Raw genomic sequence first — 13386 nt, forward strand, 5'->3', positions numbered from 1 at the left:
CCATGCATATCAGACTGCCAACCATCGACGAATGATGCCTTCGTGCCAACTATTCTAAGCTATGGTATCAAATATAGAAACGTGGCGTGGTTGACAACCTTGTTCATATCAGGAGGGAGAAGGATGAGTCTGAAGGCGTTTCTGCACAATCTGCATTATGACATTGACAAGACCAAACCACCGGACTTGGTGGTGGATTGGGAGGATCGACCGCTTGCGTATAAGCTCTACCGCGGTTTGCCTGTCGTTCCGTTATCTCCGGAAGTACCGCTGACGCTTGAAGGCGGTGAAGCGCCGGTGAAACCCGACATTCGCCAGATGGGCCATTTTCTCTGGTACATATTCGGGCTCACTCAATTGTCCCAGTCAGTCCCTGCCTCAAATTCCATGGTACAAAACATGGGTCTGCTGCAGTTGTACCGGCGGTTTGCTCCCTCTGGGGGAGCCTTATATCCGAATGAATTATACGTGTATCTGAAGCTAGAGGATTTGCAGGCAGGGGTATATCATTATGATGTGGCGCATCATCGTTTGGTGTTGCTGCGCGAAGGAGACTTCGATTCATATTTAGCCCGGGCTCTTGGCAATCGCTGTGACGTTTCGGCTTGCTTTGGTGCTGTTTTTGTGTCGACCCTGTTTTGGAAAAACTTCTTTAAATACAATAACTTTTCCTATCGCCTACAAGGACTGGATGCAGGTGCGATGGTCGGGCAGCTCTTGGAAGTGGCAAAACGGTTTGGCTTTGAGTCAGGGGTGTATTTCCAGTTTCTTGATCGGGCCGTGAATGATCTTCTCGGGGTATCCGAACAAGAGGAAAGCGTGTATGCGGTGATTCCGCTGTCGGTGGAGCCTGCGATTCCTTGGTTTGCCAATAGGGATGAGGGAGAGGGGGTTGTCTCCGCCACCGAATTATGTAGAGAGTTGAGGGCGGTTGAGCATGATCACTACGTCCGGTCCCAGAGGGTCAAGGAGTTTCCGATGCTTATCAAGATGAACGAAGCATCCCTATTGGAATCGCTTAGGCCGTTACGGCGAATTGGGGAAAATAAGAGCGTTCACTACGAGGATCAAGCGGTGGCTCTGCCCCGCGTGAAGCGGCTGTTGTATGATCTGGCGTCAGTAAGTCGACAGCGGTTTTCACCGGATGGTGATTTTGTAATGGGCAAGGTAAGCCAAGAACAGTTGGCCTTGCTGCTGCAGGAGGCAACGGCTTCCTTCAGGTATCGGAATGATTTGGATGGAGCACATGAGAATCCCGTTTCACGCGTCTCACTGTACGTCTGTTTGTATAGCATTGAGGGCATTCCGGACGGCGCTTACCATTATGACAGCGCTGCTCATACGTTACGCCTGGTACGTCATGGAGATCATCGGCTCAGGCTGCAGCAGGGAATGCCTTCCGACAACGTGAACTTGTTTCAAGTTCCGTTATGTTTTCATGTGGCAGGGGACAAGGAGCATCTCTTAAATGCCCTGGGGTATAGGGGCTACCGCATCCAACAGATGGAAGCGGGGATGCTCGTTCAGCGTTTACTGCTGGCGGCATCCGCGCTCGGGATAGGGGGACATCCGCTTCTCGGATTTGATGCCAGATTGAGCGATGAGATCTACAAGATGGCTTCGCGAGGAATAACCAGTCTGATCCAAATCCCGGTTGGGCCATATCGTCATTGCCCACGATTGGTAGGAGGTTTGCACGGCTAGAAGAGGCGTAAGTGAAAGCTCTTGCGAATAGTAGGGTCGTATAAATATGAAAGAGCACTGACTAATAAGTCGGTGCTCTTTCATATTTATGGAGCAAAACGGAATATGCAATCTAATGTGGGGGTTTGTTTTTACTGAATCATTGTAAAAGAAAAATGTTGATCAAGCGCAAAATTGATTGCACCGAGTGCTCCGCCGATTTCGGGCAATACGGCGGTATCTACCGCTATTCCGACAGATAGAGCCATCATGGACCGCTGCTTCATAACTTTGGTGGCGGTTTGTACATAGGTGCTGCACATACTGGGGATGGATCCTCCAAGAATGATAGCCTCGGGATTCAGCAAATTGACTAGATTAGCCAGAGCAATGCCGAGATAAGTGGCGGCATGATTAACAACACGTATCGCCAATTCATCGCCCTGATCTGCGGCCAAGCAAACGTCCCTTGCCTGGAGAAGTTGGAGGTCGTTTCCTTGTACTACACTGTTAAGCAAACTTTCCTCTTGTCCGGAGCGAAGCTGTCTGCGGGCTTCCTGTTCAATTGCTGAAGCCGTAGAATAGAGGTGCAAACAACCATTATTCCCACAAGGACATACAGGGCCGTCAGGTTCAACCGTAGTATGCCCGAGTTCACCAGCTCCGCCAAACGAACCGGATACCAACTGCCGATCATTAAAGATTCCGGCAGCTATGCCAGAGCCGACCCCGACATAAATCATATGCTTGTAGCCGCTTCCCGAACCGAATCGGCATTCGGCAAGCCCACGGGCGCGGTGCCTGTTTATGGCCACGGTGGGCCAACCAAGTTTTTTGCTTACCATTTCCTCGATGTCCACGTTAGACCAGCCCAAATCTGATGCGCTCCTAATAATACCTCGTCTCGTATCGACAAGACCCGGAACACCCAGACCGAACAATTTGATGACCTCTATGTCCAATTCCTTAACAAACTTTGAGGTTTGATCAGTCAACTCCTGGATCGCTGTCTCGGGTTGGGATGAGCTGACGGGTATTTTCGTCATATGCAAGACATTGCCAAGTAAGTCAAACACGCCAAGCGTCCATACTTGATTATCTAAATCGGCACCCATTATGCCATGGGATCCTGGGACAAGCTCTAGAGAAATAGCTGGACGCCCACCCGTGGATGGGGCTTTTTCTGTTTCTTTTACAAGATTCCAGTCCATTAGCTCGGAAATCGTGGAAGAGATGGTAGCCCTGCTCAGTTCCGTAATTTTGGTCAATTTAATCCGAGGCATGGATCCGTGCATGCGCAAGGCTTGAATGATACTGGTTTTGCTGCCCTTTTGATCGCTTTTGTTAGGAATTATCATGAACTTCACCGTCGCTATATCAGTATGTCATTAAATCGATTATACCTGAACCTAAAGTTATAGTGGTAGTGTACTCACTTTAATAAAAAACAGAACAAAGTTCAATATTTTTTTACTTAATAGAGACATCTTTTGCTGTTTATTTCATTTTAAATTAATACTTAATTTAAATCTTGACGTAAGTATAGCGTTTGAATTATGATATCCTCATATTAATGAAAGCGCTGTTATGGAGGGGATAGGATGAAAGCGATGATCGTCTTAGGCGGTAATATGTATGATGATTCTACGATCGAGCATTTTTTGAAAGATGCGGCTGCAATTGGTTATGAGGGTGTCGAGATTCGTGGTGTTGGTGAGTTGAAAGACGGTCATATACCGCAAGAACGGGCAGAGCAAATTAAAGATTTGCTTGAAGGCTATCGTCTAACACCTATCAATCTGTCACTGTTTGTGGGGAATTTCGCCTGTAATACAAAGGAGGAAAATCATGCTGAGGTTCTGAAATGGGAGCGCTATCTAAATTTTGCATCAACGATCGGATGCGGCATGATGAGATTGAATCCAGGATTCCAGCATTCTGATGAGGTTTCTAAGGATAATTTCGCGAAAGCTGTGAAGTGGTTTCAACTATGCGCTGATGCCGCAAGCGAACGCAATATCCAGGCGGTTATTGAAATGCACCATGGAACACTATGTGATCATGCGGATTCGTCGCTCGCCTTTGTTGAAGCGGTAGGGCGCAGTAATGTAGGGCTGATTATGGATCCGGTCAACTTGTATCAGGTACCGACCGATTATGGTATAGAAACCATTAAACGCTTAAAGCCATACCTCTTCAATGTTCATATCAAAGACATCGTGGAATTGAAAGGAAACCAGTATCCTTGGGCATTCGAATATAGCGATTATGTGCCTCATATCGGCCGATATCACCGGGTCGTACCTAAAAAGGGCAAACAGGAGGAACAATATTTTTGTCACCGTCTTATTAATCAAGGCGGCATCGATTGGTACGAAGTGTTCCGAGGGCTGGAGCAAATTGGGTACAGTGGCTACCTCACCGTTGAAAGTGTTAGCAAGCCTGGCTCTGATCTTCCCGTACATACCGAGTTGGCGCAGCAATGTTACAAAGATGTGCAGCAATTGCTAAGTATCACTAAATCTAATGTCAGCGTATAAAAAGTTCGGTAAGGGAGTGTAACTATGGAAAATCCGGAAAAGCCATTTTCTTTTTCACTCTTTGTCAAGCATTGGAAAGATAAACCGGCTCCCGAGTTGGCCCGTTTTGTAAGCGATATAGGTTTTGACGGCATCGAGCTTCCCGTGCGTGCCGGGTTTCAGGTTGAGCCTGCAACCGCCCAGAAATCGCTGCCGGAATTCGCTAAGCTGCTCGGTGAACAAGGGGTCAAAATTTACAGCGTTGCCGCTTCAACCGATGAAGCGGTTTTCGCCGCATGTGCGGAGGCTGGAGTGCCGCTCATCCGGATCATGGTCAACATAGATCAGGACGGCTATAAGGCAACAGAAGAACGAACCAAGCGGAAGCTGGAAGAGCTTGTCCCGCTTTGCGAGAAATATGGCGTAAAGGTCGGCGTCCAGCAGCATTATGGAAAATTTATCATCGATTCCAATGGCATTATGAGGTTAATGGATAACCTCAGCCCGGGCCATGTCGGCGTAGTCTGGGATGCGGCGCACGACGCATTCGCGGGACAGCAGCCCGAATATGGATTGGACATCGTTTGGTCCCACCTTGCTGTGGTGAACTTGAAAAACGGTTTTTTTATTCGAAGCAACGGACCCGAAGCCGAAACAGCGGAGTGGAAGCGTCATTTTACGACCGGACGGCACGGAATGGCCCACTGGCCACGGATTGCTAACTATGTGAAAGAACGAAACTATGCCGGTGTTGTTTGTTTGACTGCGGAGTACACGGACTTGGACAATAAAGACCGCTACATCGCCGAAGATCTTGCTTACGCGAAGTCGCTTTTTAAGTAAAAAGGAGGTGCAGTACCATGGCAGCTCAGAGTGAATTGTATGTGGGCAGTCTCGCAAAAACCGCACCGCAAAGCAGATGGAAGCATGTGATGCACGGACTTAGACGAGACAAATTTCTTTATTTGTTGATTGCTCCTGGCGTGTTGTTTTTTCTGATATTCAAATATGTTCCTATGTGGGGAGTCGTCATCGCTTTCCAAGATTACTCGCCATACCTGGGTGTAACTGGAAGTCAGTGGGTTGGCTTTGATCATTTTATCCGCTTTTTTTCAAACCAAGACTTCTACCTTCTGTTTCGAAATACGATGGCTATCAGCTTGCTGAGCTTGGTGTTCTTTTTCCCGCTGCCGATCTTACTTTCACTTTTATTGAACGAACTGCGCAATGCAATCTATAAAAAGTGGATCCAATCGATCGTGTATATGCCGCACTTTCTTTCGTGGGTTATCATCGCAGGGATTACATTCTTGTTGTTGTCGCAGTCGTCGGGAATTGTCAATAAGATGCTAGTCAGTTTAGGGGTTGCCAAATATGATTTTTTAACTAACGAAAACAATTTCTGGATCATGCTTACCGTACAGAACGTCTGGAAAGAAGCCGGATGGGGAACGATCATTTTCCTTGCCGCTATTGCCGGCGTGGATCCTCAGCAGTATGAAGCGGCTAAAATGGATGGAGCCAACCGTATTCGGCAAGCTTGGCACGTAACGCTGCCCGCGATCCGCAGTGTCATTGTCGTTTTGTTCATATTGAAGCTCGGCCACATTATGGATGTTGGATTTGAGCAAGTATTTTTGATGATGAACGGTGCGGTGTCCAATGTCGCGGATGTATTTGAGACCTACGTTTATCGTCTGGGTATTCAGCAGGGACAATTCAGTTTCAGTACCGCCGTCGGTTTGTTCAAATCCGTGGTCGGATTCATTCTGGTTATTGCAGCCAATAAGCTGGCTAAACGTTTTGGCGAAGAAGGCGTGTATTAATCACCGCTAAATTTCGGAAACGGGGTGAGAATAATGAAACAAAGCATAGGCGACCGCATATTTGATACAGCGAATATCATTGTGCTCAGCATTATAGCGATCATTACGCTATTTCCGCTTTATTATGTATTTGTTGTTTCTTTTACGGATCCAGCAGAGTACATCCTGAAGCAAGGATATATCTTATTTCCAGAAAAATGGACATTGGCTTCTTACAAATATTTGTTGTCTACATCAGCATTTCAGAACGCAACTATGATCAGTGGTTTTCTAGCTACGATCGGAACCGCACTCAGCTTGGTGGTAACAGCTGCGCTCGCATATGGTTTGTCCCGTAAGCGGTTGCAGGGTAGAAGGCTAATCATGCTATTGATTCTTATCACACTTTTGTTCAGTCCGGGATTGATTCCGCCTTACTTGCTGGTTCGCGATTTGGGTTTGATTAACAGCGTCTGGTCCTTGATTTTGCCAGTGCTGACCAGCGGGTGGTACGTCATTCTGATGAAAAGCTTCTTCGACAGCATTCCCGTTGAGTTGGAAGAATCCGCTATCATCGACGGATCGACCGATATCGGCGTTTTCTTTCGGATCGTTCTTCCGCTTTCACTTCCTGCACTTGCCGCATTCGGATTATTTTACGCTGTGGCTTACTGGAACACATTCTTTAGTGCCGTATTATACATCAATGATCATGCCAAGTGGCCGCTTCAGCTCGTGCTGCGCAATATGTTGATCGACTCATCGACTCAAGCGGGGGGATCGGCTGCGGCAGAGATGATGGCACAACAAAATATCCCTACCGAAACTTTAAAGATGGCTGCTGTCGTTATAGCGACGCTTCCAATCCTGTGTGTTTATCCGTTCCTGCAAAAGCATTTTGCCAAAGGTGTCATGCTGGGTTCGGTGAAAGGATAATCTTTTTAAAATGAATGAGGAGGGTTAATATGAAAGAAAAAGGAAGGGTCATTACATCTAAAGCGGTGCCTGTATCTTTAACATTCATCATGGCAGCATCGGTCCTGTCGGCTTGTTCCGGCGGCGCAGCCCCAGTTTCAACAACAGGAACAGCTGGTACTGCTGATGTCGGTAAACCAACGGAAATCAGCATTTTCACAGAGTTTAGCACACCAGAACCTCCGACAGCTGATAATCCGGTTACGAAGGAATTCGAGAAGCGCACGAATACCAAGCTGAATATCACCTGGGCATCTCCAAACGCATGGGAAGAAAAGCAAAACGTCATACTGGCCTCAGGCGACATACCTGATCTGATGAAGATCAAGGACTTTAAACAAACTCAGGCGATCACCATGATTAAACAAGGCGCTTTTTGGGATTTGACGCCTTATTTGAAGGATTATAAAAACTTGTCGGCTTATCCGAAAGAAATTATGGACATTACGAAAATCAATGGCAAACAATATATCTTGCCGTCGGTACGTCCGCTACAAGGAGGCAACTTCTTCAATATCCGACAAGATTGGCTGGATAATGTTGGGCTGAAAATGCCTAACACCATGGATGAGTTCTATGCAGCTCTAAAGGCATTTGTGGACAAAGATCCTGACAAGAATGGCAAGGCAGACACATATGGATATAATGGCAAGAACTGGGAAAGGGTTATTGATATTTTCAACAAAAGCAACGGTAAATGGAAAGAAGTGGGGGGCAAGCTGGTTGACACGGATCTGGAACAGGGAACAAGAGACGGACTTATTTATCTGAACAAGATGTACAAAGATAAAATATTGCCTGAAGATTTCATTGCTATGAAAACCACTGACTTTGAAAACATGGCAAAAGCAGGTAAAGTCGGCGTCCAAGCGGATACGACGGAAGGTGTGTACCGTTCAACAGAAGGCGCACAAAAGCTTGATCCGAAAGCCGATTTTGTTGCTATGACTTATCTTGAAGGCCCGAACGGTAAAATGGTTCACACAAATACTGGCGTTTCTGGACTATACGTGATCCCGAAAACAGTTCCTGAAGCCAAAATGAAAAAAATATTGGCATTGATGGATTACGGTGCATCGGAGGAAGGCTTTGAATTGGCCTGCTATGGTCTTAAGGATATCCACTTTAAGGTAGTAGACGGCTTCAAAACGGCAACAGAGCAAGCAGTTAAAGATAGTGTTTCGCAAAGCTCGTTCGGTAAAATCTTCGAAAGATATGATCCGTACCTATGGGCCTACCGCGTTGGTATGCCAAAAGCAATCGTCGAACGCAACAAAAAAATCATTGACGAACGATCAAAGTACGGTGTTGCGGATGTATCGTTCGGTTTGTTGTCCGATATCGATTTGAAAATGGGACCGGACTTCAAGAAGAAGATGGACGATATGAAAGTTAAAGTGATCATGGGTAAAGAACCGATCGAATCATGGGATGCTATGGTTAAAACGTTCAAAGCGGACGCCAATTACATGAAGATGATTGATGAGTTCAATAAGGCCTATCAGGACAGAAAAAACGGTAAATAAATAGAGAAAAGGAGTCGAGAGTCCATGCTGCGAAAATTGCGATTGGCCGTTGTCGGATTGGGACGCGTATCGAAGTCCCATCTTCCGGCAGTACGGGAGCTGGCTGAAAAAATTGAGTTGGTTGCGCTGGTAACCCGTGATGAAAGTAAACTGCGGCAGGAAGCCGAAAAGTGGGAAAGCGTGAAAACCTATACTTCTTATGATGACGCGGTCAATGATCCAGATATCGACGCTTTCCTGCTGCTTCTACCGCATAATATTCATGCGGAATATTCGATTAAGGCGCTTCGTGCCGGCAAGCATGTGCTGGTTGAAAAGCCTATGGCGATGAATGTGCAGGAAGCAGAGGAGATGGCAGAAACTGCGGAAGCAAATAACGTCACCTTAATGATCGGGCAAAGCCGCCGTTTTTATAAACCGGTAATGGAATCGATTCGTCAGGTGAGAGAGAAGGCAATCGGCGATTTGATCAATATCAACGCAATGCTTCTGGCGCATATGGATAAGCCGGCAGCAGATTGGTGGAAGGACGAATCGAAAATCGGCGGATTTATTATTCCGCTTTGGGGAAGCCACATTCTTGACTATATACTATGGGCTTACGGCAGAGCCCCCCTGTCGGTCTATGCTCAGGGACATTCCAACAACCCGAATTGGACCGGGGAGGATGAAGTCGCCATTTCCATGAATTTTGGCGAAGGCCGGATGGCGAATGTGTTAATGTCGTTCAATGCAGGCTGTCGCCCGACGGATGAAGTGGGTCTTACAGCAAAGCGTATATGGTCTACGCAGAACAGCATTTACGACCGATATTTAATCGGTTCGAACGGCTTGCTGCATCTGAAAGATGAATATGAGCTTAGTTTGAATGGAGAGAAGCTGGAAACCTGTGAAACCACTTTCTCTAATTTCACATGGCAGCTTGAGGAATTTGTGGGCGCCATACGAGAGGGACGTCAACCTCTGGCTTCAGGCCGGGAAATCATCCAGGTGATGAAGGTCATCGACGGTTGCTTTGAATCGATGCGGACTGGTCAGGTTGTGCAGCTCTAATCCTTGAGGGAAAAACGAAGGAGGACTTTTGCAATGAAGTTAAAAACCTTGGTGCTTTCACCGCAATCTCGTTTGGACGAAGTATGCTCGGAGGCGTGCCGTGTGAGAATAAATGAACAGTTCGAGCCGGTGTGGAATGAGACAGGACGCGACTATACACAGGATGAGCTTTCAGCGCTGGTTGCGGATGCGGAAGTGATTATTTCCAGTTGGGGATCCCCCAGCCTGACCGACGAAATGCTAGAGAAGGCCGTCAAGCTTAGAGCCATTGGCCATGCGGCCGGAACAGTGAAGAACCTTGTTCCGAAGCAGATTTTCTCTCGAGGAATTAAAGTATTCTCTGCAGCTCCAAGGATCGCGCAAAGTGTAGGGGAATATTGCTTGGCAGCGCTGCTTGCCTCTCTGCGGTATTTGCCTGCTTTCGATTCCACGATGCGGGACGGGAGATGGAAGATTGCCGGTTTGAAGGGCAGGGAGCTTACCGGCAGCACGGTCGGCATCATTTCAGCTAGCTCTACGGCTCGCGCTTTTATCAAGCTGCTTGCGCCGTTTCAAGTCAATGTTCTCATTTATGATCCCTATTTGACGGAAGAAGCGGCAGTCCGGTTGAATGCTAAGAGGGCTACATTAGAGGAAGTCATGAGCTGCCCTATCATTTCGGTGCACGCGCCAAAGCTTCCCGCTACGGAAAGAATGCTAACCCGTGAATTGCTGGCACTTATTCCGGATGGTGCGGTTTTCATCAACTCTTCCAGAGGTCCTGTGGTGGATGAGCAAGCCTTTATGGAAGGGCTTCAAAGCGGACGATTCTTTGCCGCACTTGATGTGTTTGAGAAGGAGCCGCTTGTTGTGGATCATCCTATCCGGTCGCTGCCGAATGTCCTTCTATCTCCCCATATTGCCGGAGCCTCTGTACAAGGGCATCTTGCGTTGATGGAGGAAGTTGTCGAAGACATCATCAGAAGCTTGCGTGAAGAAAAGACGACGTATGAAGTAAACGAGAAAATGTGGGAAGTTATGGCCTAACAGGTTACAGAGTCCTTTTATATCGGAAGGAGAAATACGCAGATGGTTAGAAAAATGTCCGTTCCTCCTATGGAATTGGTAGAATATGATGGTCCCGGTACGCAGATGTGTGCGGTTATGGACGCCATTGGAGAGATTAGTGTCAGAAGGGCTTTAATTCCGGAACCCAAGGAAGGCGAAGTACGCGTCAAGGTCAAGTGGGTCGGTATTTGCGGTAGTGACGTTGAGGTATTCCGTGGTGCGCGCGAGCCTGAATTTATTTCGTACCCTACCAGACTGGGACATGAAGTCGCAGGGGTTATTGATAAGGTCGGCCCTAATGTGATTGGCGTCAAGGAAGGCGATCATGTAGCTTTGCGGTATGTTTGGGGCGCGTTTGCCGAATATGTATGCTGCACCCCTTTTTCCCTTAAGGTTTTGCCCAAAGACCTGCCGTTAATCGAGGGTTCGCTGATTGAAGTGCTTCCGGGAATCATCCATGCAGCAGAACTCGGGGACATTTCCCCTAATAAGAACGTGCTGATCACTGGGCAGGGTGTCAGTGGTTTAGTGATGACCCAAGTCATCAATATGTTTAGCCCGCGAAATTTGGTCGTAACGGATTTGTTTGACGAAAAGCTGGCGCTAGCACGCAAATATGGCGCCACGCATACTTATAAAATCCCTCATGAACATGCGGATACCATGGATATCGTGGGAGCAGACTTCCCGGACGGCTTTGACGTGGTCATTCCTTGTCTTCTGGAAGGAGCAGGGATGGTAGACGCTATCAATGCAGCAGCGCAGAACGGACGTATTGTGATGTACGGTTGCATCGGCACCTGTCACAAGCCGGTTAATTTCTTCAAGGTTCATAAAAAACGGTTGGATATCCTTTCAACGGAACCTAAGCGCGACATCGACAACCGACGCTATTTCGATGAAGGGCTGCGGCTGGTCCTTGACGGGTTAGTTAACACCGAGGAAATGATAACGCACGTCGTTCCACTCGCGGAAGTCGCCCGGGCATTCCAATTGCGGAATGAACATAAAGGAGATACTATTCATGTTATGATTGATTGTGAGGTCAAATAGCATCAAGAAAAACCGCCCCCAAGGGCGGTTTTTTTGTCTCTTGACCGGAAGCCATCATAAAAAATCACAACCCAGCGGAAGTTATCCCATGGAACGGATAGAGCAACCATAGTTGTTATAGAAGGAGGATTTGGATCTTATCGATCAAATTCTTAAGGGATAAACTCTAGCTCTCGGATGATTACTCTCTTATTACTCTAAGTTTTTTTCAAATATTCATAGGTTAATTGACTTAAGGTGTACGATCCTCAATTATCGTGTGTACAGGCTCCACCCCAATCCACGCCTCCTTTTTTCACATAAGATATCTTGAAAAAGGAGGCGTTGTGTAGTGACAGTTCAATTAAAACGAGTCAATGGAACTAGCGTTTTTTTTGCTAACACAAGTGTTAGTACGAAAGGTGTAGGAACTCTGAACGAAGCTTTCTTATCCATCACGAATCTGGATCGCGGGGTGTTGAGTAACCTGATCGATTTCCGGCTGAACGGTCACAAACTAGCAACTATTAGGACGAGAGCTGTAGGTAGTAAGACAACAATAGTTACCCTTTTTTTCGGCAAAGAAATTCGAGGACTTACGACAGCTAGATTCCGTATTACGACGAATGGAAACACTTCGAATGTTAGCGGATTTGTCGATGGAAAGCAGATCGTTCCCTTCACTATTCGATGTAATAACGGGAAATGTAAAGGCCCCGATTCTATCAAATTTAAAAACGGTGGCACGTTAACAATAACGGTCAGTCCGCAACTGGAGAGGGCCCTGCGTTTAGTTTCAAACAAATTAACCAAAGAAGTCCAAGCCTTCCTCGATAAATTACCACCGCAAGGAGCATGTCAGATTGCCTGTATTGCCGCTGGAGCTGCCTGTTCGGCCGCTTGCTCGGTAATTTTCCCACCTTGCGTAATTGCCTGTGCAGTTGCACAAGCCGCATGTATAGCCCTTTGCTAGTTTAATAATGGCTAGAACCACCATGATGTTGGTGGTTTTTTTGTTGTATAGGAACTTTTATGATTTTCGCAGTCTGTGGATAAGGTGTGCATAAAGTTGGGGATAAGTGATTGCGCTTCATCACCCGAATGATGATTTTTTCTATTAAATGATATTGGGTTAGGGGAGGTTTAAGCTTCCGGCAAATTTGGCATGGTTAGCAATTGATTTTACTGAGTCGAGTGAGAATATGGATATATGCATAAGCATTAGACTCGGTAGGTGGCATACTTTTTCTGATGCTTGTTTTCTGGTGTTTTGTTTTCTAATTTTTTTGATCTAAGTGTTTCGTTTCCTAGCTTGTGTTTGTTGGTTTTTTGAAGAAATGGAGAATTAGCCATTCAATTACGCCCAGGATTCGCGAAGTTGTACTTTGTGCAACAATTTGCTTGATTTTTTCTGTTAAAGCTCCAGATGTTGTACGCTGTACAACAATTTAGCTTATTTCCGTGTCGATAGAGCTACTTTTGGCTGGAATTGTTGTATTTTTTACAACAATCGCGTGGAAAACGTGGATTTGCCTGTCTAAAGTTGTAGAAAATACAACATTACACGGATTAGCAAGTAAATGTTTAAACATATACATAATCTGAGCTGCATCAACCTATAAAAATCGACGAAGGATGGCGTAAGCTCTCTTTTTTTGTTTTGAATAAAGAGTTTTTGAGTTACATCATAAAAAATCACAACCCAGCGGAAGTTATCCCATGGAACAGATAGACCAACCATTGTAC

11 protein-coding genes are annotated in these 13386 nt (G+C 46.4%); 10 read left to right on the forward strand and 1 reads right to left on the reverse strand.

The features are described 5' to 3' along the window. The first annotated feature begins 123 nt into the window (after positions 1 to 123). Positions 124 to 1704, forward strand: coding sequence for a SagB family peptide dehydrogenase (locus GC102_RS25140; protein ID WP_171691934.1), 1581 nt, complete (start codon positions 124 to 126; stop codon positions 1702 to 1704). A gap of 131 nt (positions 1705 to 1835) precedes the next feature. Here GC102_RS25140 and GC102_RS25145 read toward each other — a convergent pair whose 3' ends face one another. Next, the gene (locus GC102_RS25145; RefSeq protein WP_171691935.1) at positions 1836 to 3041 is read right to left on the reverse strand and encodes an ROK family protein; all 1206 of its coding nucleotides are present in this window, start codon (positions 3039 to 3041) and stop codon (positions 1836 to 1838) included. Between the two features lie 243 nt (positions 3042 to 3284). Here GC102_RS25145 and GC102_RS25150 point away from each other — a divergent pair, with 243 nt between their 5' ends. The 9 genes from GC102_RS25150 (at position 3285) to GC102_RS25190 (ending at position 12613) form a co-directional block, all read left to right on the forward strand. After that, positions 3285 to 4223, forward strand: a complete 939-nt coding sequence (locus GC102_RS25150) for a sugar phosphate isomerase/epimerase family protein (protein ID WP_171691936.1) — start codon at positions 3285 to 3287, stop codon at positions 4221 to 4223. Positions 4224 to 4247: 24 nt separating this feature from the next. Continuing rightward, complete coding sequence (locus tag GC102_RS25155; RefSeq protein WP_171691937.1) at positions 4248 to 5045, forward strand: sugar phosphate isomerase/epimerase family protein; 798 nt, start codon at positions 4248 to 4250, stop codon at positions 5043 to 5045. A 17-nt stretch (positions 5046 to 5062) separates the two neighbouring features. Then, positions 5063 to 6028, forward strand: a complete 966-nt coding sequence (locus GC102_RS25160) for an ABC transporter permease (protein ID WP_171691938.1) — start codon at positions 5063 to 5065, stop codon at positions 6026 to 6028. A 33-nt stretch (positions 6029 to 6061) separates the two neighbouring features. Further along, positions 6062 to 6943 (forward strand): carbohydrate ABC transporter permease, encoded by an 882-nt coding sequence (locus GC102_RS25165; protein WP_171691939.1) that lies wholly within the window; start codon positions 6062 to 6064, stop codon positions 6941 to 6943. A 29-nt stretch (positions 6944 to 6972) separates the two neighbouring features. Beyond that, positions 6973 to 8508, forward strand: a complete 1536-nt coding sequence (locus tag GC102_RS25170; RefSeq protein WP_171691940.1) for a type 2 periplasmic-binding domain-containing protein — start codon at positions 6973 to 6975, stop codon at positions 8506 to 8508. A gap of 24 nt (positions 8509 to 8532) precedes the next feature. Then, on the forward strand, positions 8533 to 9561 hold the full coding sequence (locus GC102_RS25175; RefSeq protein ID WP_171691941.1) for a Gfo/Idh/MocA family protein: 1029 nt from the start codon (positions 8533 to 8535) through the stop codon (positions 9559 to 9561). 33 nt (positions 9562 to 9594) lie between these two features. Continuing rightward, a complete protein-coding gene (locus GC102_RS25180) occupies positions 9595 to 10587 on the forward strand; it encodes a hydroxyacid dehydrogenase (protein ID WP_171691942.1) in 993 nt (330 codons plus the stop codon). A gap of 42 nt (positions 10588 to 10629) precedes the next feature. Then, entirely contained in the window at positions 10630 to 11661 is a 1032-nt protein-coding gene (locus GC102_RS25185) for a zinc-dependent alcohol dehydrogenase (protein WP_171691943.1), read from the forward strand. Between the two features lie 331 nt (positions 11662 to 11992). Continuing rightward, complete coding sequence (locus GC102_RS25190; protein ID WP_171691944.1) at positions 11993 to 12613, forward strand: hypothetical protein; 621 nt, start codon at positions 11993 to 11995, stop codon at positions 12611 to 12613. The last annotated feature ends 773 nt before the right edge of the window (positions 12614 to 13386 follow it).

Source organism: Paenibacillus germinis, assembly GCF_013141785.1.
Lineage (GTDB): Bacteria > Bacillota > Bacilli > Paenibacillales > NBRC-103111 > Paenibacillus_E > Paenibacillus_E phytorum.